Source organism: Streptomyces sp. NBC_00464 (assembly GCF_036013915.1).
In the GTDB taxonomy this organism is placed as follows: domain Bacteria; phylum Actinomycetota; class Actinomycetes; order Streptomycetales; family Streptomycetaceae; genus Streptomyces.
Genome location: NZ_CP107899.1, coordinates 1,553,502 through 1,574,926, shown reverse-complemented (window position 1 = coordinate 1,574,926; position 21,425 = coordinate 1,553,502). Strand labels below are relative to the sequence as shown.

Here is a 21,425-nt window from a genome sequence, read left to right as displayed (position 1 = left end):
ATCTCCCTCTGACACCACTGGGACTGCGATCCATGACACAGCAGCAGACAGGCGGCGACGTCCGCCTCACCGGGATCAGCAAGACGTACGGCTCCTTCGCCGCCGTCCGGCCGCTCGATCTGACCGTCCCGCAGGGCTCCTTCTTCGCGCTGCTCGGCGCGTCCGGCTGCGGCAAGACCACCACCCTGCGGATGATCGCGGGCCTGGAGGAGGCCACCACCGGCACCGTCACCCTCGGCGGCCGCGACATCACCGGCCTGCCCCCGTACAAGCGGCCCGTCAACACGGTCTTCCAGAGCTATGCGCTCTTCCCGCACCTCGACATCACCGAGAACGTCGCCTTCGGTCTGCGCCGGCGCGGCATCAAATCGGTGAAGAAGCAGGTCGACGACATGCTGGAGCTCGTCCAGCTCGGCGACTTCGCCAAACGCAAGCCCCATCAGCTCTCCGGCGGCCAGCAGCAGCGCGTCGCCGTCGCCCGCGCCCTGATCAACCACCCGCAGGTCCTGCTGCTCGACGAGCCGCTCGGCGCCCTCGACCTCAAGCTGCGCCGCCAGATGCAGCTCGAACTCAAGCGCATCCAGACCGAGGTCGGCATCACGTTCATCCACGTCACCCACGACCAGGAGGAGGCCATGACCATGGCCGACACCGTCGCGGTGATGAACGGGGGCCGGGTCGAGCAGCTCGGCGCCCCGGCCGATCTGTACGAGAACCCGCGGACGACCTTCGTCGCGAACTTCCTCGGCACCTCGAACCTCATCGAGGGCGAGGTCGTCTCCACCGGCACTGACATCGTCGTATCGGCAGGCGGCGGGAAGCTGCGGCTGCCCACCGACCGCTGTCCGGCACCGACCGCGAACGGCGGCAGGCTGCTGCTCGGTATCCGCCCGGAGAAGATATCGCTCGCCCACGCCGACGACGCGGACGCGATAGCGGAGGGCCGCAACCGGGTCACCGGCCGGATCGTCGACTCCAGCTTCATCGGGGTCTCCACCCAGTACGTGGTGGAGAGCCCGGCCGGTAAATCTCTCCAGGTCTATGAGCAGAACATCGAGCGGGACACCCGGCTCACCGCCGGTGCCGAGGTCGTCCTGCACTGGAACCCGGCGCACACCTTCGGCCTGGACGCCGCCCAGGACATCGACGCCGGCGTGGAGACGGTGGAGGACGCGGCGTGAGCCTCACCAAGGAGGCGCCACCGGCCCCCGCCACCGAGCCGGAAGTGCGCAAGCCCTCCACCCGCAGGCGCCTCGTGCCGTACTGGCTGCTGCTCCCCGGCATCCTGTGGCTCGTCGTCTTCTTCGCGCTGCCGCTGGTCTACCAGGCCTCGACCTCCGTACAGACGGGATCCCTGGAGAAGGGGTTCGAGGTCACCTGGCACTTCCAGACGTACTGGGACGCGCTGACCGACTACTACCCGCAGTTCATCCGGTCCCTGCTGTACGCGGGCACCGCGACGATCCTGTGCCTGCTGCTGGGCTACCCGCTCGCCTACCTCATCGCGTTCAAGGCCGGCCGCTGGCGCAACCTGGTGCTGGTGCTGGTCATCGCCCCGTTCTTCACCAGCTTCCTGATCCGTACGCTCGCCTGGAAGACGATCCTCGCGGACGGCGGCGCGGTCGTCGACGCACTGAACACGCTGCACGTCCTGGACGTCACCAGCTGGCTCGGCTGGACCGAGAACAACCGCGTGCTGGCCACCCCGATGGCGGTGGTCTGCGGTCTCACGTACAACTTCCTGCCGTTCATGATCCTTCCGCTCTACACCTCCCTGGAGCGGATCGACGGCCGGCTGCACGAGGCGGCCGGGGACCTGTACGCCACGCCCGCCACCACCTTCCGCAAGGTGACGTTCCCGCTCTCCATGCCGGGTGTCGTCTCCGGGACGCTGCTGACCTTCATCCCGGCCAGCGGTGACTACGTCAACGCGGAACTCCTGGGCTCCACCGACACCAAGATGGTCGGCAGCGTCATCCAGAGCCAGTTCCTGCGCGTCCTCGACTACCCGACGGCGGCCGCGCTCTCCTTCATCCTCATGGCGGTCGTCCTGGTCATGGTCACCGTCTACATCCGCCGCTCCGGGACGGAGGACCTGGTCTGATGCCCGTACTGCGCTGGCTGCGACGCCATCTGATCGTCATCGCGGGTCTGCTGACCCTCGCCTACATGATCCTGCCGAACATCGTCGTGATGGTGTTCTCCTTCAACAAGCCCAACGGGCGCTTCAACTACTCCTGGCAGCGCTTCTCACTGGACGCCTGGAAGGACCCCTGCGGCGTCGCCGACATGTGCGGCTCGCTCTCGCTCTCCCTCCAGATCGCCGTCTGGGCCACGGTCGGTGCGACCGTGCTCGGCACGATGATCGCGTTCGCCCTGGTCCGCTACCGCTTCCGGGCGCGCGGTGCGATCAACTCGCTGATCTTCCTGCCGATGGCGATGCCCGAGGTCGTCATGGCCGCGTCGCTGCTCACGCTGTTCCTCAACATGGGCGCGCAGCTCGGCTTCTGGACGATCCTCATCGCGCACATCATGTTCTGCCTCAGCTTCGTCGTGACGGCCGTCAAGGCGCGTGTCATGTCGATGGATCCGAGGCTGGAGGAGGCGGCCCGCGATCTGTACGCCGGACCGGTGCAGACCTTCGTGCGGGTGACCCTGCCGATCGCCGCCCCCGGAATCGCCGCGGGAGCGCTGCTCGCCTTCGCGCTCTCCTTCGACGATTTCATCATCACCAATTTCAACGCGGGCTCCACCGTGACCTTCCCCATGTTCGTCTGGGGCTCGGCACAGCGCGGCACGCCCGTGCAGATCAACGTCATCGGTACAGCGATGTTCATCATTGCGGTACTGGTGGTCCTCGTCGGCCAGCTGATCGCGAACCGGCGGAAGAACGCACGACCCTGAAAGTCCCGAAGGAGTTGGAAACCATGGCCCCAGCTGCCATGCGTACTGCTGCCCAATCGCTCGCCGACGCGAAGCCGGTGTCGTTCTGGCTGGACGACCCCGGTAGGCCGGACGCGCTTCCCGCGCTCACCGGCGACGAGCACTGCGATCTCCTCGTCATCGGCGGCGGCTACAGCGGACTGTGGACCGCGCTGCTCGCCAAGGAGCGCGAACCGGAACGCGATGTCGTCCTGATCGAGGGGCACGAGACGGGCTGGGCCGCCTCGGGCCGCAACGGCGGATTCTGTGCCGCCTCCCTCACCCACGGCCTGCCCAACGGACTGGAGCGCTGGCCGGACGAGATCAAGAAGCTGGAGGAGCTGGGCGCGCGCAACCTCGACGCCATCGAGGCGGCCGTGGCCCGCTACTCCATCGACTGCGAGTTCGAGCGCACCGGCGAGATCGATGTCGCCACCCAGCCCCACCAGCTCGAAGAGCTGCGGGAATGGCACCAGGAGAGCGAACAGCACGGCTTCGGCGGGGTCGAGTTCCTCGACCGGGACGAGCTGCGTGCCCAAGTCGACTCACCGACGTTCCTGGGCGGTCTCTGGGACCGACGCGGCGTCGCGATGCTGCATCCGGCCAAGCTGGTCTGGGGGCTGAAGCAGGCCTGTCTCGACCTCGGGGTGCGGATCTACGAGCACACCCGCGGGCTGGAACTGGCCAGAACCGGAACCGGAATGGCGGTCCGGACGCCGTACGGCAAGGTCCTTGCCCGCCGTGTCGCGCTGGGGACGAACATCTTCCCGTCGCTCGTGAAGCGGGTCCGCCCGTACACCGTCCCGGTCTACGACTACGCGCTGATGACCGAGCCGCTGACCGAGGACCAGCTCGCCGCCATCGGCTGGAAGAACCGGCAGGGGCTGGGTGACAGCGCCAATCAGTTCCACTACTTCCGGCTTTCCGCGGACAATCGGATCCTCTGGGGCGGATACGACGCGATCTATCCGTACGGAGGCCGGCTCAGCGCCGATCTCGACCAGCGGCCGGAAACCTTTCTGAAGCTCGCCGGGCAGTTCTTCGAGTGCTTTCCGCAATTGGCGGGCGTGCGATTCAGTCATGCCTGGGGCGGTGCGATCGACACCTGTTCCCGTTTCTCCGCATTCTTCGGAACGGCCCATCAGGGCCGGGTCGCCTACGCCGCCGGATTCACCGGACTCGGCGTCGGGGCCACCCGGTTCGGAGCCGACGTCATGCTCGACCTTCTCGCGGGCCGTCCCACCGAGCGGACCGCCCTGGAGATGGTGCGGACGAAGCCGATGCCGTTCCCGCCGGAGCCCCTCGCCTGGGCCGGGATCGAGCTGACGAAGCGGTCGCTGGCCAGGGCGGACGACAACGGCGGCCACCGCAATCTGTGGCTGCGGACGATGGACCGCGTGGGCCTCGGCTTCGACAGCTGAGCCAGGGGGCGTCGCCTCGTGACCCAGCTCACTACCGATTGGTAGCCGAACCCGCGTAATGGATCGGCCCGACCCCTCTCTCCCGGGTGTACACACCGGCAACTCCTGCCGGTGAGACACGGAATGGAGGCCGGCCATGACGGGCGCGGGGGTCAAGGCAGCAGTCGAGTGGCTCGCATCGGTGGCACCGGATCCCGGCGCCTGCCGGCGGGAATGGGAGCGCAATCCGCGAGGGATCGCGCTCCTTCCCGCCGGCCGGCGCTGGGACGTGCTGATTCTCCCGGGGGAGCTGGGCTATCCGACGCTCGACGTGCTCACCCGCCTCATCGACCGGCCGGGGCCGGTCCTCTCCGACTTCGGCGACGCCCGCATGGGCTTCTTCGTGCCGCCGGGCACGGTCGCCCGCTGGGTGGGCACAGGGGTACGGGGTGCGGGCCCGGGCACCTGGATCGTGGTTCCCCACCCGGGGCGGGCCGCCGTCGGCGGGGTGCGCTGGCTGATCCCGCCGGACGGATCCGGCACACTCACCGACGCCACGCTGCTGGAACTCGCGATGCACGAAGCCGCGGCGGGAAGCAGGGAATAGGCGAACAGGGGAGGGGTGGGGTGCCAGAGGTCTTGACAACATGATTGGTCTGGACCATGTTGTGCGCCACACCCAATTCCCCCCTGCACGGAGGCCGTTGTGGAACGCACGGGACCCCCCGCCCGCATGACCGGACTTCTGGCCGCCTTCTCGGTGGCCCTTCTGGCTGTCGGCGGGCTGGCCGCCACGGCACCGGGCGCCGCCGCGGCCGACGCCGATCTGGCGCGCAACGGCACCTTCGAGGCCGGTCTGACCGGCTGGAACTGTACGGGCGGCAGCGGAGCCGCCGTCAGCACGCCCGTACACGGCGGCACCTCGGCGCTGAAGGCGACCCCGGCAGGCAGCGACAACGCCAAGTGCTCCCAGGCCGTGACGGTCAAGCCCGATTCCACCTACACGCTGAGCGCCTGGGTGCAGGGCAGTTACGTCTACCTGGGTGCGGACGGCACCGGCACGACGGACGTGTCCACGTGGACGCAGTCCGCCGGGGACTGGAAGCAGCTCACCACCACGTTCAAGACGGGTGCGTCCACCACCTCGGTCACCGTGTACACGCACGGCTGGTACGGCACTCCCGCGTACTACGCCGACGACCTCACCCTCGTCGGCCCCGGCGGCGACCCGGTCGCGCTCCCCGCGGTCCCCGCCGGCCTCAAGGCCGGCACGCCGACCGCCTCCTCGGTCCCGCTGTCCTGGACCGCCGCCACGGGCGCCACCGGCTACAACGTCTACCGGGGCGGTACGAAGGTCCTCTCCGCCACCGGCACCTCGGCGACCGTGACGGGCCTGTCCGCCTCGACCGCGTACAGCTTCCAGGTCAGCGCCACCAACTCCGCGGGCGAGTCCGCGAAGTCCGCCGCCGTCTCCGCCACCACGACCACCGGCAGCAGCGGGGGAGGAGGTGGCGCGGACCTGCCGGCCCACGCGCTCGTCGGCTATCTGCACTCCAGCTTCGCCAACGGCTCCGGCTACACGCGGATGGCGGACGTGCCCGATTCCTGGGACGTCATCGACCTCGCCTTCGGCGAGCCGACCTCCGTTACCTCCGGCGACATCCGCTTCTCGCTCTGCCCGGTCACCGAGTGCCCGAACGTCGAGTCCGTGGCCGAGTTCAAGGCGGCCATCAAGGCCAAGCAGGCCGCCGGCAAGAAGGTGCTGATCTCCATCGGCGGCCAGAACGGCCAGGTGCAGCTCGCCACCACCGCAGCCCGTGACACCTTCGTCTCCTCGGTCAGCAAGATCATCGACGAGTACGGTCTCGACGGCCTGGACATCGACTTCGAGGGCCACTCGCTCTCGCTGAACACCGGCGACACCGACTTCCGCAGCCCCACCACGCCGGTGATCGTCAATCTGATCTCCGCGGTGAAGACCCTCAAGGCCAAGTACGGCGCGAAGTTCGTCCTCACCATGGCCCCCGAGACCTTCTTCGTGCAGCTCGGCTACCAGTACTACGGCTCCGGGCCGTGGGGCGGCCAGGACCCGCGCGCCGGGGCCTACCTGCCGGTGATCCACGCGCTGCGCGACGACCTCACCCTGCTGCACGTCCAGGACTACAACTCGGGTTCCATCATGGGTCTGGACAACCAGTACCACTCGATGGGCGGCGCCGACTTCCACATCGCGATGACCGACATGCTGCTGACCGGGTTCCCCGTCGCGGGCGACCAGACGAAGGTCTTCCCCGGCCTCCGCCCCGACCAGGTCTCCATCGGCCTGCCGGCCTCCACCCAGGCGGGCAACGGACACACCTCGCCGGCCGAGGTCACCAAGGCGCTGAACTGCCTGACGAAGAAGACCGACTGCGGCTCGTACGCCACGCACGGGACGTGGTCGGGTCTGCGCGGGCTGATGACGTGGTCCGTCAACTGGGACCGCTTCAACAACTGGGAGTTCTCGAAGAACTTCGACGCCTACTTCGGCGGCTGAGCAACCGCAGCGCCACCAGCATCACTCCGCACAGACACCAGCTGCCGATCACATCCAGCGGCCAGTGGTAGCCGCGGAGCACCAGACCGATGCCCGTCGCCACCGCCATCAGGACGGCGGCGACGGGCATCATCCATGCGCGCCGCACGTACGGGCTCAGCAGGAGAGCCGTGGCGCCGTACGCCACCGCGGCCGTCGCCGCATGGCCCGACGGGTAGTAGCCGGTGGCATCGGTCAGCGGCCCCGGACGGGCGATCCAGTCCTTGAGCGGTACGACGAGCAGCGGCACCGCGATCATGGCCAGGGCGGCCGCGAGGGGAGCCCGGCGCTCCCCGCGCACCAGGGTCCAGGCGACCGCGCAGCCGAGGACCGGGAGCGCGACCTGCATGTTGCCGAGATCGGCGAGGAATTCGGTGAGCCGCTGCGGGCCGTGTCCGACGAGGGCCCGGCCGACGCGCTCGTCCAGCCGGCGCAGCGGGCCGTCGGCCGCGATCTGCCAGGTGGTGAGCGCGAACAGGGCCAGCAGGCCCGACACCACCGAAACGAAAAGAGCCGTCCGTCCCGGAACAGGGGGGGGTGTTCCGGGACGGACGGTCGGATCGGTTTGCCGCGCGCCCCGGGGGGTGTGGGGCGAGCGGCCATCCGATCGGTGAGGAGTTCCGGGGCCGGAGGCCCCAGTGGTGTGCGCGAAGGCACAACCAGGACGGCGCTGGGGAAGCTCCGACCCGGTATCGCCCGCAGTTTCCTGCGGGCGGGGTGTTTCTCTCATCTGCGGAAACCGTACGTCAGGCGATGGGGGGACCGACAGGTCGAACGGTATCCCGCCATCGCCCCCGCACACCTTCTTCACAGGCCCTCACGCGGGCACCGGGCAAGCCCGGAGAAAACGCCGTGCGTGCCTGCCCCGCAACCACGCGGACCGGATCAGACCCCGGCGAACGCCTGCTCGATGACGTCGAGGCCCTCGTTCAGCAGGTCCTCGCCGATGACCAGCGGCGGCAGGAAGCGCAGGACGTTTCCGTACGTGCCGCAGGTGAGGACGAGAACGCCCTCGGCGTGGCAGGCCTTCGCGAGCTGCGCGGCGACCTCCGGGTTCGGGTCCTTCGTGCCCGCCTTCACCAGCTCGATCGCGATCATCGCGCCGCGGCCGCGGATGTCACCGATGAGGTCACCGTTGGGCAGCTTCGACTGCATCTCGGCGAGCCGCCCCTTCATGACCTCCTCGATGCGCTTCGCCTTCCCGTTCAGGTCCAGCTCGCGCATCGTCTCGATGGCGCCGAGCGCACCCGCGCAGGCGACCGGGTTCCCGCCGTATGTACCGCCGAGGCCGCCGGCGTGCGCCGCGTCCATGATCTCGGCGCGGCCGGTCACGGCGGAGAGCGGAAGGCCGCCCGCGATGCCCTTGGCGGTCGTGATCAGGTCCGGGACGATGCCCTCGTCCTCGCAGGCGAACCACTGACCGGTGCGGCAGAAACCGGACTGGATCTCGTCGGCGACGAAGACGATGCCGTTGTCCTTGGCGAACTGCGCGATCGCCGGCAGGAAGCCCTTCGCCGGCTCGATGAAGCCGCCCTCGCCGAGAACAGGCTCGATGATGATCGCGGCGACGTTGTCCGCGCCGATCTGCTTGGTGATCTGGTCGATGGCCTGGGCGGAGGCCTCGGCGCCGGCGTTCTCGGCACCGGTCGGCCAGCGGTAGCCGTACGCGACCGGCACCCGGTAGACCTCGGGCGCGAACGGACCGAAACCCTGCTTGTACGGCATGTTCTTCGCCGTCAGCGCCATCGTCAGGTTGGTCCGGCCGTGGTAGCCGTGGTCGAAGACGACGACGGCGGTGCGCTTGGTGTGGGCGCGGGCGATCTTCACCGCGTTCTCGACGGCCTCGGCGCCCGAGTTGAACAGCGCGGACTTCTTCGCGTGGTCGCCCGGCGTGAGCTCGGCGAGCTGCTCGCAGACCTCGACGTACCCCTCGTACGGCGTGACCATGAAACAGGTGTGGGTGAAGTCGGCCAGCTGGGCGGAGGCGCGGCGCACGACGGCCTCGGCGGAGGCGCCGACGGACGTCACGGCGATGCCGGAACCGAAGTCGATCAGACGGTTCCCGTCCACGTCCTCGATGATCCCGCCGCCCGCGCGGGCGGTGAACACCGGCAGGGTGGAGCCCACACCTGCGGCGACCGTCGCAAGCCGGCGGGCCTGCAGCTCCACGGACTTCGGGCCGGGAATGGCAGTGACGACGCGGCGCTCCTGCGGAATTGCGGTCATGCGGGGCTCCTGGGGGGTGTTTAGGACGCTTCTCTTTCTGCAGGCTAGGGGCGGGGGCAGGGGTCCGGCATGCTCCGATCGGGAGTGGTGGCGGGCGTGTCCTTGTCCGCGACGGACAGAAGACGGACAGAAGACGGACACGAGGTGCGGCGGAGACGTTGCGGCCCCTGGCCCGTCACTATCCGGGCGCCTGGCTGAACTCACCGTGTTCGCGCACTAGATTGGCCGGTGCAGCGGTCGGACCTGGCTGGTCAGGGGGCAACGGTTCATGGACAACGAAGGCACGCACGGCACCCGGGGCACGCGGGGCGGGCAGCCGCCCGGCGGCCGGACCGGGAGCTCCGTGCCGCACCCGGCAGGCCCGCCCCCCGCGCTGCCGCCCGGCCCTCCGCCCGTCGCCCCGCCGGCGTTCCCTCCCACGATCCCGCCGCCCGCTGCGCCGCCCTCCGTCCCGCAGCGGCCCGTGGCCTCCCCCGGGGGGCACCGGCCGCCGGATGCCCGGTCGCACACGGCCGAGTGGCTGAACGCGCCCCGCCCCGCGGCCGGGCCGGGCATCTGGCGGTACGCGTACGTGCCACGGCCCGCCGAGCGCCCGCCGCGCCCCTCGCTGGTGGGTCCGTTGGCCACTATGGCGCTGTGGCTCCTGCTGTGGCTGCTGCTCTCGGAGCGCGTGGTGCCCTATGCGTTCTGGCCGATCGAGATCATCACAGGTCCCGAGTGGTGGCCGTACCACATCCTCAGGCCGGACGCGCCGCCGCTGGTACGCAACTCCAACGCGCTCTACCTCCAGGTTCTGGTCCTCGGCCTGGGCTGCTGGGCCGCCCGGATCGGCGGCTGGGCCCATGTGTTCCGCTACTTCGCCGGCCCCCGGCTGGGCCGGGCCAGGCTGGTGGTCTCGGCGTCCGGCGCGGCACTCGCCATCTGGCTCGTCTGGACCCGGTGGGTACCGCTCGCCGATGTCATCCTGCCCGCGGTTCCGACCAGCTGGCTGCAAGGGGGTGGCAACCAGTACGTGGCGCTTTTCGTCTCGATCGTGCTCTACGCCCTGATCGGCACCGCGATCGTGTGGCCCTTCGCGAGGATCGGCCAGTGGTCGGCAGAGCTCGGCCCCCTCCTGGGGCGCGGTGAACCCGGTCCGCGGCAGCCCCGGACCGCTCCCGCGCAGTCCGGTCCCGACCTCGCCCACTGGCCCGAGATGCGGGCCGCCGGGAGCACGGACGCCGCGGAGGCACTCACCGCCGCCGTGCGCGGCGACCGGCTGAACGACATCGACTGCGTACGGCTGCGCCATGCGTGGGGCACCGCGCGGACCCGCCCCGACCTGCGTGCCTCGTTCACCGAGACGGTGCTGCGCAAGGGCGCCGACGCTTACCTCCACCCCTCCGGCCGCCGGGACCTGCCACGGCGCACCGCCGTGCACGACCCGCTCACCGGCCAGGTCCGCATCGGCGACTGCACCGACGACCCACGCAATCCCTATGCCCGCCGCGGCTCGGGCATGGCGTTGGAACCCGCGTCGCTCGGCACCTCGCTGCTGGTCGTCGGACCGCCCGGCACGGGCAAGACGGAACGGCTGGTGCGGCCCGTCGTCGAATCCCTCGCCCTGCGGGCGCTCACCGGTCAGGCGGCGGTGCTCGCCGTCGGCGGGGCCGGTGACCGGCTCGGCCCGGACGGGGCCTACGACGTCGTCGTCAAGATCGGCGACCCCGCGTCCATGCACGACTTCGACCTGTACGGCGGAACGACCGACCCCGACGAGGCGGCCGCCGCCCTCGCGGAGGGCCTGGCCGGAGACCTTCCCGCACTGGACACCCGGCGCGCGGCGACCGCGCTCGGCCAGCTGCTCGGCCCGTACCGTGCCGTTCACGGCACCTTTCCCGGCGTACCCGAGCTCCGCGAACTCCTCGAAGGCTCCGCGGCCGCGCTGGGCAGCCTGCGTGAAGCCCTGGAATCGGCCGGGCACCGCACGATGCTGCGGGAGCTGGATGCCCGGCAGCGTCAGGCGAGCGGCGCCGGTGATCCTGCCGCCGTCCTCGCCGACCGGATCGCCGTGCTCGACCGGCCGGCCTTCGCCGGGTTCTTCGCCACCGGAAGCGACGCCCGCCCGTTCTCGCTGCGCTCCCTGGAACAGCACCCGCTGCGGGTGCGCATCGATCTGCCGGAACGCGCCCACGCCGAGGCGTCCCGGGTGCTGGCCCGGATCGTCCTCGCGCAGTTCAACGCGATCACCGCGGCCCGCGCCGACCGTTCGCTCTTCGTCTGCCTGGTCCTGGACGACGCGACCCACACGGTCACCGCCGAAAGCGTCCGGGGTATCCGCAGGCTGCGCTCCGTCAACGCCGGGGCGGTGCTCGCCCTGCGCACCCTGGACGACGTACCCGAGGAGCTGCACACGGCACTGCTCGGCGCGGTCGGCTGCACCATGGTCTTCCCCGGCGTCACCACCTGGGACGGCAAACGCTTCGCCGAGGCATGGGGCAAGGAGTGGGTGGAGGTCCGTGAGGTCGCCCAGCACGGTGTCTTCGCCGACCAGCCGCTCACCCGCGCGCTGCACGCCCTGCGGAAGATGGCCACCGGCAAGGCCGTCACCACGGATGCGGTGACCGTGCGCCAGGTGGAGCGGGAGCGATGGTCCGCCTCCGGACTGGCGTACGAGCTGCCTGCCGGCCACGCGGTGCTCTCCCTCACCACGGTCGACGGCGAACACGCCTCCCCGCTCCTGGTGCGGCTGGGCGGCTGACGGAGGGCACCGAGGCCTGTACGGCGGTGACGGGGACTCTGCCACCCTGGCAGAATCGCCGGGAGCCGTTCATACGGGACGGCGAAATCGCCCCCTCCTCAAAGGTCCCCCGATCCCCATGCCCCCCACGCTCGCCTCGCTCGTCCAGCACTCGGCGCTCAAACTCACGGTGCGTGCGGGGGCGGACCGGCTCGATACGCCGGTGCGCTGGGCGCATGCCAGTGAGCTGGCCGACCCCGTCCCCTACATGGAGGGCGGTGAGCTGCTCCTGGTCACCGCGACGAACCTCGACGCGGAGAATCCGGAAGCGATGCGGCGGTACGTACGACGGCTGGCCGGGGCCGGAGTCGTCGGGCTGGGCTTCGCCGTCGGGGTCACCTACGACGACGTACCGCAGCCACTGGTCGACGCCGCCGAGGAAGCCGGGCTGCCCCTGCTCGAAGTGCCGCGCCGCACCCCGTTCCTCGCCATCGCCAAGGCCGTCTCCTCGGAGATCGCCGCCGATCAGTACCGGGCCGTCACCGCGGGCTTCGAGGCGCAGCGGGAACTGACCAGGGCGGCCCTCGCCGGGGACGGCCCCGCCGAACTCCTCATCCGGCTCGCCGCGCACGTCGACGGCTGGGCCGCGCTGTACGACGCCTCCGGGGCCGTCGTGGCCGCCGCCCCCGACTGGGCGGCCCGCCGCGCCGCCCGGCTCACCCCCGACGTGGAGCGCCTGCGGGAGCGCCCGGCGCCGGCCAGCGTCGTCGTCGGCGACACCGACGACCGCGTCGAGCTCCAGTCCCTGGGCACAGGGCGGCGGGTCCGCGGCGCACTGGCCGTGGGCACCGGGGCGGCTCTCGGTACGGCGGAGCGTTACGCGGTGCACTCGGCGGTCGCCCTGCTCACCCTCACCACCGCCCGCTCCCGCTCGCTCCAGGGCGCCGAACAACGGCTCGGCGCCGCGGTGCTGCGCATGCTCCTGGCCGGCCAGCCCGACCACGCGCGCGGCGTCGCCGGGGATCTGTACGGCGGGCTGCTCGACGCACCCTTCCGGCTGCTCATCGCCGAGACCGCCGAACCGTCGACCACGGCGCAGCTGACCGAAGCCATGGAGACGGCCGCCGCCCGGTCCGGGGAGGCGCTGCTGGTGGTGCCCGAGGGAGAGCGCCTCGTCGTGCTCGCCGCCGACGGCGGCGCCGCGGTCGCCGCCTGCGCCGCCTACGCCGAGGCCCAGGAGGCCGCGCCCCCGCGCGAACCGTCCACGGAGGACGGTCAGGTGGTCATCGGCCTCTCCGCCCCGGCGGGACCGATCGCCGTCTCGGCCGCGTACAAGCAGGCCGAACAGGCACTCTCGGTCGCCCGCCGGCGCGGCAGGGCCCTGGTGGAGCACGAGGAGCTGGCGGCCGGATCCGTACTGCCGCTGCTCGCGGACGATGCGGTCAGGGCCTTCGCCGACGGCATGCTCCGTGCCCTGTACGAGCACGACGCCAAGGGCCGCGGCGACCTCGTCGCCTCCCTGCGGGCCTGGCTCTCCCACCACGGCCAGTGGGATGCTGCCGCCGCGGACCTGGGCGTTCACCGGCACACCCTGCGCTACCGCATGCGGCGCGTGGAGGAGATCCTGGGCCGTTCGCTGGACGATCCGGACGTACGGATGGAGCTGTGGCTGGCTCTCAAGGTCGCGAACCCGCCGACGGCGTCGTAACCCGTTTCTCTCGGCTGCGACGTCTCTCGGCTGCGACAAACCGGCGTACCACGCCCCGCCTGTGCTCCACCCCGGACAAACGCCGGGCGGACGCCGCGGCCCTACGGTGGGGACGGAACACCCCACGACATCGAAGGGCCGGAACCTCCATGACCTCCACCCACGCCTTCTGGCTGGCCGGCCGAGAGGCCACCGGCGAGGAAAGCTTCGACGTCACCAACTCCTGGGACGGGCGTCTCGTCGGCACCGTCAGCGTGCCCACCGAGGCCCAGGTCGAGGAGGCCGTCGCCGCCGCACACGCCGTACGCGACGAGTTCGCCGCGACCCCGGCCCACGTCCGCGCCGCCGCCCTCGATCACGTGGCACGGCGCCTGACGGAGCGCACCGAGGAGATCGCCCAGGTGATCTCCGCCGAGAACGGCAAGCCGATCAAGTGGGCGCGCGGCGAGGTCGGCCGGGCCGTCTCCGTGTTCCGGTTCGCCTCCGAGGAGGCCCGCCGCTTCAACAGCGGTGACGCCCAGCGCCTGGACACCGACGCCGGCGGCACCGGCCGTCTCGGTCTGACCCGCCGCTTCCCGCGCGGCACGGTCCTCGGCATCGCCCCGTTCAACTTCCCGCTGAACCTGAGTGCCCACAAGGTCGCCCCGGCCATCGCCGTGGGCGCCCCGATCATCCTGAAGCCCGCCCCGGCCACCCCGATCTCCTCGCTGATCCTGGGCGAGCTGCTGGCCGAGACCGACCTGCCCGCCGGATCCTGGTCGGTGCTGACGGTCCCCAACGACCGCATGCCCGCCCTCGTCCAGGACGAGCGCCTGCCCGTGATCTCGTTCACCGGGTCCGCCCCGGTCGGCTACTCGATCATGGACTCGGTGCCGCGCAAGCACTGCACCCTGGAACTCGGCGGCAACGGCGCCGCGGTCGTCCTCGGCGACTACGCCTCCGAGAAGGACCTGGACTGGGCCGCGACCCGTATTGCGACCTTCTCCAACTACCAGGGCGGCCAGTCCTGCATCTCGGTGCAGCGCGTCATCGCGGACGCCGCGGTCTACGACCGGCTCCTGCCGAAGATCGTCGCGGCCGTGGAGGCCCAGGTCACCGGCGACCCGTCCGACGCCGCCACCGACGTCGGCCCGCTCGTCGACGAGAACGCCGCCAAGCGCGTCGAGTCCTGGGTCGACGAGGCCGTGCAGGCCGGTGCCCAGCTGCTCGCCGGCGGCAAGCGCGACGGGGCCACGTACGCGCCGACCGTCCTCGCCGAGCTCCCCGACGGTGTCACCCTCTCCCACGAGGAGGTCTTCGGACCGGTCCTCTCGGTGCAGAAGGTGGACGGCGAGGCCGCGGCCTTCGCCTCGGTGAACTCCTCCAAGTACGGCCTCCAGGCAGGCGTGTTCACCCACGACCTGCAGACCGCCTTCCGCGCCCACCGCGCCCTGGAGGTCGGCGGCGTGATCATCGGCGACGTCCCCTCGTACCGCGCCGACCAGATGCCCTACGGCGGCGCCAAGCAGTCCGGCGTGGGGCGTGAGGGTGTTCGTTACGCGATGGACGACTACACCTACGAGCGCGTCCTGGTCCTCACAGGCCTCGCTCTGTAAGCCCTGCCGCCCGCACGCCGCCCGCACGCCGCCCGCACTCCGCCCGGACAGCGAGAGGGCAGGCGTCGGGTGGCAGGAGAACGGCCCGAACCCGCTGTGCGGGGGTTCGGGCCGTTTCTGCGTGCGCCCGGCGCACGGTGGGGCTGTGCCCCTACGGGAGGTCCCCCCAGGTGTGTGAAGCCACGGTGTGGATGGTCTCCCGGTCCAACCGTTATATATAGGGGAGTTGCATGTCCAATACGGTCAAAAGTCCAAGCGGCGCCGAAATTGAGTAAATGTACTTACCTTCCGGGATGTGGTCGTCCCGTGTGCGTTGAATTGCCCAACCGCAGAACGGGGTGACTGCGGACGAATTGCCTGACCGTGCAGAGGGTTGGGCAATCCAGCTTCAAAGCAATTGAATGTCGCGGTGCAGGGGTCTACTCCAAAGGCCGGGTGCCGGGCGCCGGGTGCGTCTGGGCGGATGTAAAGATGTGGATGACACCTTTACAGGTTGATCACTCTGGGAATATCGTCATGACGTGCGGATCTGCCTGAAGTTCAGCGGAGGTTTGTGACGCGGGTCGAGGGCTCTGGCGGTTTGCTGCGATAAACGTCAAGATTTATAGGCGATTGAAAGGTGTATGTCTGTGCGTAAGCTTCTTCGCTCGCTCGTTGTTCCTGCGGCTGTCGCGATCGGCCTGTGCGGTTCGAACGCGTTCGCCACGTCCGGTGAGGTCTATGCGTACGGGGACGGCGCCACTGCGACATTCAGAGATTACGGTGAACACCTTCTCATCACGGACGACTACGCGGACGGACATTCTGCCGTTGCTCAGGTCAACTGGGGTGATGGTCTCTACACGTACTGGAACCCCAATGGAAAGGGGACGACGCGGGATGTGGACCTTGATGTCGCCGAGGGCGAGCGCGTAGATTTCCGGGCCTGCGTGGGCGAATACGACGGGTATCTCATCCTCACGAACCTTTGCAGCCTTTACACGGTTGGAATAGCCTAAGCGATTCGGCGATGGAGGGGAGGGGAGTTGCCCTCCCCTCCATCGTTGTTGGAGGTCTTGCGTGAAGTCATCTATTCGGTATGTGCTTGTAGTGGCAGCTGCAATGGTCGGTGCTTCTGCAGTATCGGGATGCGGTGGCCAGAGCGGTACCTCCGGCCAGGTGTCTGCCGAGCAGGTCATGAGTGAACAGTCCGGAAAAGGGTTGGAGGCCGCGATAACGGCGGCCATAGCCGCCGGAAAGGGTTACAGCCTCAGGGATGTGACCGGCCTGGGTCGGAATGTGAACAAGAGCGCGCCGAGCCGCTGGAAGGTGTGCCTTCAAAGGAAGGGGGGTCCTCCGCAGTCCGTAGATTTCGGTGTGGTTCTCAATTCCGAGCGCTGCCTCAAGACGTGGACAGGCCACAACGCCGTGCCCAGGATGCCCGACCTGGCAGGAAAAGATGTCCGGACCGCCGAAGAGGCGATCTTGGACATGGGCTATCCGGCTGCTGACATCAAGCTGTCAACCGGGACCGCAGCCCCGACCGGCAGCGCTGAATCCGGGGATATCGCCGGCTGGGTCTGTACGCAGGAGCCCCGTGCGGGCGAGCCGTTCCACAATCCCGCGACCGTGAAACTGCAGGTGGACGAGGGCTCCTGCCCTTGACGGGGCCGGTACGCGGCGCCGGGCGCTGTGGCGTACCGCAGCTCGGGCTCCGGAGATGCCTGGGTTTCCGGCATGCCGCACGCCCCGGCGGGCAGTGGAGTGGCAACCGACCCGATCGGCGCCCTGAGGATGGTGGCAGGGCCGGGAATCGGGTACATACGGACGAGTAGAACCGATAGGTACGCAAGAGCGGACGGCCCCCGCCGCCCGCGGGCCTGTCGGGACCACCCACCCGACGAAGCGGCGAGGTGAGCTCCTCATGTCCGCACCATCCGCACAACGTCCGTCCGCACAACCGCACCCGCCCAAGGTCACCGAACGCGAAGCGCGACAGGTGGCCGAGGACGCGCGCGAGCAGGACTGGCGCAAACCCAGTTTCGCCAAGGAACTCTTCCTGGGCCGCTTCCGGCTCGACCTGATCCACCCGCATCCGCTGCCCGCCGCCGAGGACGTCCGGCGGGGCGAGGAGTTCCTCGCCCGGCTGCGCGACTTCTGCGAGACCCGGATCGACGGCGCCCTCATCGAGCGCGAGGCGAGGATCCCCGACGAGGTCGTCAACGGCCTCAAGGAACTCGGCGCGCTGGGCATGAAGATCGACGTGAAGTACGGCGGCCTCGGGCTGACACAGGTCTACTACAACAAGGCCCTCGCCCTGGTCGGCTCCGCCAGCCCCGCGATCGGCGCCCTGCTCTCCGCCCACCAGTCCATCGGCGTTCCGCAGCCCCTGAAGATCTTCGGCAGCCAGGAGCAGAAGGACACCTTCCTGCCCCGGCTGGCCCGTACCGACATCTCGGCGTTCCTCCTCACCGAACCGGACGTGGGCTCCGACCCGGCCCGGCTCGCCACCTCGGCCGTTCGGGACGGGGACGACTACATCCTCGACGGAGTGAAGCTGTGGACGACCAACGGGGTCGTCGCGGACCTCCTGGTCGTCATGGCGCGCGTACCGAAGTCGGAAGGGCACAAGGGCGGCATCACGGCCTTCGTGGTCGAGGCCGACGCCCCGGGCATCACCGTGGAGCACCGCAACGCCTTCATGGGCCTGCGCGGTCTGGAGAACGGCGTCACCCGCTTCCACCAGGTGCGCGTGCCGGCCGCGAACCGTATCGGACCGGAGGGTGCCGGGCTCAAGATCGCGCTGACCACCCTCAACACCGGCCGGCTCTCACTGCCCGCCATGTGTGTCGGCTCCGGGAAATGGTGTCTGAAGATCGCCCGCGAATGGTCGGCGGTCCGTGAGCAGTGGGGCAGGCCGGTCGCCCGGCACGAGGCCGTCGGCGCGAAGATCTCTTTCATCGCAGCGACCACCTTCGCCCTCGAAGCCGTCGTCGACCTCTCCTCGCAGATGGCGGACGAGGACCGCAACGACATCCGGATCGAAGCCGCGCTCGCCAAGCTGTACGGCTCCGAGATGGGCTGCCTGATGGCCGACGAACTGGTCCAGATCCGCGGCGGCCGGGGCTTCGAGACCGCGGACTCCCTCGCCGCCCGCGGCGAACGGGCCGTCCCCGCCGAGCAGATGCTCAGGGACATGCGGATCAACCGGATCTTCGAGGGCTCGACGGAGATCATGCACCTGCTCATCGCCCGCGAGGCGGTCGACGCACACCTCAAGGTCGCGGGCGACATCATCGACCCCGACAAGCCGCTCTCCGCCAAGGCCAGGGCGGGTGCGAACGCGGCCGGGTTCTACGCCAAGTGGCTGCCGAAACTCGTCGCCGGACCGGGACAGCTCCCGGGCACCTACGGGGACTTCCACCCGTCCGGCCACGCCGACCTGTCCGGGCACCTCCGCTACGTCGAGCGGGCCTCCCGCAAACTGGCCCGCTCCACCTTCTACGCCATGTCCCGCTGGCAGGGCCGGATGGAGACCAAGCAGGGCTTCCTCGGCAGGATCGTCGACATCGGCGCGGAACTCTTCGCCATGAGCGCCGCCTGCGTCCGGGCCGAACTGCTGCGCACCGAGGGCGACCACGGCCGCGAGGCGTACCAGCTCGCCGACACCTTCTGCCGCCAGTCCCGGATCCGGGTCGAGGAGCTCTTCACCCGGCTCTGGTCCAACACCGACGACCTCGACCGGCGGGTGGTCGACGGCGTCCTGTCCGGCACGTACACCTGGCTGGAGGAGGGCATCATCGACCCGAGCGGCGACGGCCCGTGGATCGCCGACGCCACCCCCGGCCCCTCGGTCCGGGAGAACGCCCACCGGCCGATCCGCTGAGTTTCCGACGCCCGACCGGCGGGGCGCGTCCACTCGATGGACGCGCCCCGCCGCCGTGCGCACGGCACGGCAGGATGGGCGCCCGTGACCGTCATCCATGTCCCCGGTTCCAAGTCCGTCACCGCGCGCGCCCTCTTCCTGGCCGCCGCCGCGAACGGCACCAGCACCCTCGTACGTCCACTGAGCTCGGACGACACCGAAGGCTTCGCCGAAGGGCTCACCGCCCTCGGATACGAGGTGAAGCGGGAGGCGGAGGCCTGGCAGATCACGGGCCGCCCGGCCGGGCCCGGGGCGACCGACGCCGACGTCTACTGCCGGGACGGCGCGACCACCGCCCGGTTCCTGCCCACCCTCGCGGCGGCCGGCGCCCGCGGCAGCTTCCGCTTCGACGCCTCCGCCCAGATGCGCCGCCGCCCGCTCGCCCCGCTCACCGAGGCGCTGCGCACGCTCGGCGTCGACCTCCACCACGAGGCCGCCGAGGGCCACCACCCGCTGCGCATCGAGGCCGCCGGCATCAAGGGCGGCGAACTGACCCTGGACGCCGGGCAGTCCAGTCAGTACCTCACCGCGCTGCTGATGCTCGGGCCGCTGACCTCGCAAGGGCTCACGATCACCGTCACCGATCTGGTGTCGGCGCCGTACATCGAGATCACTCTGGCGATGATGCGCAGCTTCGGCGTCGAGGTCACCCGCGGCGGCCCCGGCAACACGGTCTTCACGGTGCCGCCCGGCGGCTACCGGGCCACCACCTACGCCATCGAGCCCGATGCCTCCACCGCCAGTTACTTCTTCGCGGCCGCGGCCCTCACGGGCGGTGAGGTCACCGTTCCCGGCCTCGGACAGGGCGCCCTCCAGGGGGATCTGCGGTTCGTCGACGTCCTGCGCCGCATGGGTGCGGAGGTGCGCACGACGGCCGATGCCACGACGGTCCGGTCCACCGGCCGCCTGACCGGCATCACGGTCAACATGCGTGACATCTCCGACACCATGCCGACGCTGGCCGGCCTCGCCCCCTTCGCCTCGGGACCGGTCCGCATCGAGGACGTCGGCAACACCCGGGTCAAGGAGTGCGACCGGCTGGAGGCGTGCGCCGAGAACCTCCGCCGGATGGGCATCACGGTCGCCACCGGACCGGACTGGATCGAGATCCGGCCGGGTACACCCCGGCCCACGGAGATCGCCACCCACGGCGACCACCGCATCGTCATGTCGTTCGCCGTCACCGGCCTGCGGACACCCGGCATCACGTACGACGACCCCGGCTGCGTACGCAAGACGTTCCCCCGGTTCCACGAGGCCTTCGCCGAGTTCGCACAGCTCCTGGCCGGACAGCGGGCCGGCCGCTGAATCTCCGGACACGGGGCGGTGCGGGACCGATAGGCTCCGCGCCATGATGTCCGCCGCCGATGTGCTGTCCGTGGTGCGCGGGGCCGGTGCGGATGCGGTGATCGCCGGTGGCCGGGGTGTCGATGCCCTGCTGGGCGAGGAGACCCGCAGCCACAAGGACCTCGGCGCAGCGGACCTGCACGACATGGCCCGGCTCCGCAGGAAGTTCGGCGTGGCCACGCATTTCTGAGCCGGTGGACCGGGGACCGAGGAATGGAGACAGACATGTACGGGGCGACGAACCTGCGCGGGCGGTGGCGCCGCTTGGCGGTCATCGGGATCGCGGCCACGATGGCTCTGGGCGTATCCGCCTGCGGCGGTGACGAGGACAGTGCGGGCGGTTCCGGCAGCTCCGCCGGCGCGGACAAGGACGGCAAGGCCTCGGCCAAGCCCTCCGCGCCGGGCGCGCCCGATGAGGCTCAGCTGACGGCCGCGTCCTTCACGGACGGCGAGAAGGTCGGCAAGTACACCGCGTCCGAGTACGTCCTGGACGGCCCGCTCGGTGATGCGTACACCGCCGCCCCGGCCGGCTGTCAGCCGCTCGTCAGCCTCGCCGGCGAGGTCGGCGACCCGGACCCGGCCGCCCAGGTCCAGCGCAAGGTAGACGTCCCGGACGAGATGCTCGGCCTCACCGTCGACGTCACCCTGCGCAGCTACGCGAACGGCGGCGCGGCCACCGTCATGAAGGCCCTCGACAAGGCCGGCCAGGACTGCGCCGGCGGATTCACCGAGGAGCGGGCCGTCGCGGCGGCGAAGTACCTCAAGGCTGAACCCGTCAAGGCGCCCGCCTTCGCCGCCGAGGCCGACGAGTCGAAGGCGTACCGCTTCACCATCCTCGACGTGAAGGGGAAGGAGAAGCTGTACGAGTACCTCACCGTCGTCCGTTCCGGCTCCACGACCCTCGCCTTCCGGGCGGAGATCACCTCGACCAAGGACGTCGGCGGAGTGCCGCCCGAGGTCATGGCCTCCCAGTGGGCCAAGTTCCGTGCGGCGAAGGTCTGAGGGCTCGATGAGCGAGCAGCCACGACG

17 protein-coding genes are annotated in these 21,425 nt (G+C 70.2%); 15 read left to right on the top strand and 2 right to left on the bottom strand.

Going from position 1 to position 21,425, the window contains the following annotated elements:
• Positions 1–32 precede the first annotated feature (32 nt).
• The 6 genes from OG912_RS06680 to OG912_RS06655 all read left to right on the top strand — a co-directional run bounded on the left by OG912_RS06680 (position 33) and on the right by OG912_RS06655 (position 6,858).
• A complete protein-coding gene (locus tag OG912_RS06680; RefSeq protein WP_326739079.1) occupies positions 33–1,181 on the top strand; it encodes an ABC transporter ATP-binding protein in 1,149 nt (382 codons plus the stop codon).
• On the top strand, positions 1,178–2,104 hold the full coding sequence (locus OG912_RS06675; RefSeq protein WP_327708593.1) for an ABC transporter permease: 927 nt from the start codon (positions 1,178–1,180) through the stop codon (positions 2,102–2,104). Before OG912_RS06680 ends, OG912_RS06675 begins: the two co-directional genes overlap by 4 nt.
• The gene (locus OG912_RS06670) at positions 2,104–2,904 is read left to right on the top strand and encodes an ABC transporter permease (protein WP_326739081.1); all 801 of its coding nucleotides are present in this window, start codon (positions 2,104–2,106) and stop codon (positions 2,902–2,904) included. The genes OG912_RS06675 and OG912_RS06670 overlap by 1 nt, the downstream gene beginning before the upstream one ends.
• A 23-nt stretch (positions 2,905–2,927) precedes the next feature.
• A complete protein-coding gene (locus OG912_RS06665) occupies positions 2,928–4,343 on the top strand; it encodes an NAD(P)/FAD-dependent oxidoreductase (RefSeq protein ID WP_327708592.1) in 1,416 nt (471 codons plus the stop codon).
• Between the two features lie 136 nt (positions 4,344–4,479).
• On the top strand, positions 4,480–4,929 hold the full coding sequence (locus tag OG912_RS06660) for a hypothetical protein (protein ID WP_327708591.1): 450 nt from the start codon (positions 4,480–4,482) through the stop codon (positions 4,927–4,929).
• A gap of 99 nt (positions 4,930–5,028) precedes the next feature.
• Positions 5,029–6,858, top strand: a complete 1,830-nt coding sequence (locus tag OG912_RS06655) for a chitinase (RefSeq protein ID WP_327708590.1) — start codon at positions 5,029–5,031, stop codon at positions 6,856–6,858.
• Here the strand turns inward: OG912_RS06655 and OG912_RS06650 are convergent.
• Together OG912_RS06650 and gabT are read right to left on the bottom strand one after the other, a co-directional pair.
• Entirely contained in the window at positions 6,809–7,627 is an 819-nt protein-coding gene (locus OG912_RS06650; RefSeq protein ID WP_327708589.1) for a phosphatase PAP2 family protein, read from the bottom strand. The genes OG912_RS06655 and OG912_RS06650 overlap by 50 nt on opposite strands.
• Positions 7,628–7,782: 155 nt before the next feature.
• Positions 7,783–9,123: a 4-aminobutyrate--2-oxoglutarate transaminase gene (gabT, locus tag OG912_RS06645; RefSeq protein ID WP_327708588.1), complete on the bottom strand. Its 1,341-nt coding sequence runs from the start codon at positions 9,121–9,123 to the stop codon at positions 7,783–7,785.
• A 268-nt stretch (positions 9,124–9,391) separates the two neighbouring features.
• Here gabT and OG912_RS06640 point away from each other — a divergent pair, with 268 nt between their 5' ends.
• From OG912_RS06640 to OG912_RS06600, 9 genes are all read left to right on the top strand, one after another.
• Entirely contained in the window at positions 9,392–11,863 is a 2,472-nt protein-coding gene (locus tag OG912_RS06640; protein WP_327708587.1) for an ATP/GTP-binding protein, read from the top strand.
• Between the two features lie 118 nt (positions 11,864–11,981).
• Positions 11,982–13,550, top strand: a complete 1,569-nt coding sequence (locus tag OG912_RS06635; protein WP_327708586.1) for a PucR family transcriptional regulator — start codon at positions 11,982–11,984, stop codon at positions 13,548–13,550.
• A gap of 149 nt (positions 13,551–13,699) precedes the next feature.
• Complete coding sequence (locus OG912_RS06630) at positions 13,700–15,145, top strand: aldehyde dehydrogenase family protein (RefSeq protein WP_327708585.1); 1,446 nt, start codon at positions 13,700–13,702, stop codon at positions 15,143–15,145.
• 629 nt (positions 15,146–15,774) lie between these two features.
• Positions 15,775–16,143: a hypothetical protein gene (locus OG912_RS06625; RefSeq protein ID WP_327708584.1), complete on the top strand. Its 369-nt coding sequence runs from the start codon at positions 15,775–15,777 to the stop codon at positions 16,141–16,143.
• A gap of 160 nt (positions 16,144–16,303) precedes the next feature.
• Positions 16,304–16,789 carry a hypothetical protein gene (locus tag OG912_RS06620; protein ID WP_327708583.1) on the top strand — a complete coding sequence of 162 codons (486 nt, stop codon included), beginning with the start codon at positions 16,304–16,306 and terminating at the stop codon, positions 16,787–16,789.
• 259 nt (positions 16,790–17,048) lie between these two features.
• The gene (locus OG912_RS06615) at positions 17,049–19,010 is read left to right on the top strand and encodes an acyl-CoA dehydrogenase family protein (RefSeq protein WP_327708582.1); all 1,962 of its coding nucleotides are present in this window, start codon (positions 17,049–17,051) and stop codon (positions 19,008–19,010) included.
• Positions 19,011–19,094: 84 nt separating this feature from the next.
• On the top strand, positions 19,095–20,357 hold the full coding sequence (gene aroA, locus OG912_RS06610) for a 3-phosphoshikimate 1-carboxyvinyltransferase (RefSeq protein ID WP_327708581.1): 1,263 nt from the start codon (positions 19,095–19,097) through the stop codon (positions 20,355–20,357).
• Positions 20,358–20,400: 43 nt separating this feature from the next.
• Positions 20,401–20,586 (top strand): nucleotidyltransferase domain-containing protein, encoded by a 186-nt coding sequence (locus OG912_RS06605; protein WP_327708580.1) that lies wholly within the window; start codon positions 20,401–20,403, stop codon positions 20,584–20,586.
• Between the two features lie 23 nt (positions 20,587–20,609).
• Positions 20,610–21,398, top strand: coding sequence for a hypothetical protein (locus OG912_RS06600; RefSeq protein ID WP_327708579.1), 789 nt, complete (start codon positions 20,610–20,612; stop codon positions 21,396–21,398).
• Positions 21,399–21,425 lie beyond the last annotated feature (27 nt).

What these genes read in the sequence shown, in the direction of transcription:
- OG912_RS06680 (WP_326739079.1), top strand. Translation starts at nt 33, where the DNA reads ATGACACAGCAGCAGACAGGCGGCGACGTCCGCCTCACCGGGATCAGC.
- OG912_RS06670 (WP_326739081.1), top strand. Translation starts at nt 2,104, where the DNA reads ATGCCCGTACTGCGCTGGCTGCGACGCCATCTGATCGTCATCGCGGGT.
- OG912_RS06665 (WP_327708592.1), top strand. Translation starts at nt 2,928, where the DNA reads ATGGCCCCAGCTGCCATGCGTACTGCTGCCCAATCGCTCGCCGACGCG.
- OG912_RS06660 (WP_327708591.1), top strand. Translation starts at nt 4,480, where the DNA reads ATGACGGGCGCGGGGGTCAAGGCAGCAGTCGAGTGGCTCGCATCGGTG.
- OG912_RS06650 (WP_327708589.1), bottom strand. Translation starts at nt 7,627, where the DNA reads ATGAGAGAAACACCCCGCCCGCAGGAAACTGCGGGCGATACCGGGTCG.
- gabT (WP_327708588.1), bottom strand. Translation starts at nt 9,123, where the DNA reads ATGACCGCAATTCCGCAGGAGCGCCGCGTCGTCACTGCCATTCCCGGC.
- OG912_RS06640 (WP_327708587.1), top strand. Translation starts at nt 9,392, where the DNA reads ATGGACAACGAAGGCACGCACGGCACCCGGGGCACGCGGGGCGGGCAG.
- OG912_RS06635 (WP_327708586.1), top strand. Translation starts at nt 11,982, where the DNA reads ATGCCCCCCACGCTCGCCTCGCTCGTCCAGCACTCGGCGCTCAAACTC.
- OG912_RS06630 (WP_327708585.1), top strand. Translation starts at nt 13,700, where the DNA reads ATGACCTCCACCCACGCCTTCTGGCTGGCCGGCCGAGAGGCCACCGGC.
- OG912_RS06615 (WP_327708582.1), top strand. Translation starts at nt 17,049, where the DNA reads ATGTCCGCACCATCCGCACAACGTCCGTCCGCACAACCGCACCCGCCC.
- OG912_RS06605 (WP_327708580.1), top strand. Translation starts at nt 20,401, where the DNA reads ATGATGTCCGCCGCCGATGTGCTGTCCGTGGTGCGCGGGGCCGGTGCG.
- OG912_RS06600 (WP_327708579.1), top strand. Translation starts at nt 20,610, where the DNA reads ATGGAGACAGACATGTACGGGGCGACGAACCTGCGCGGGCGGTGGCGC.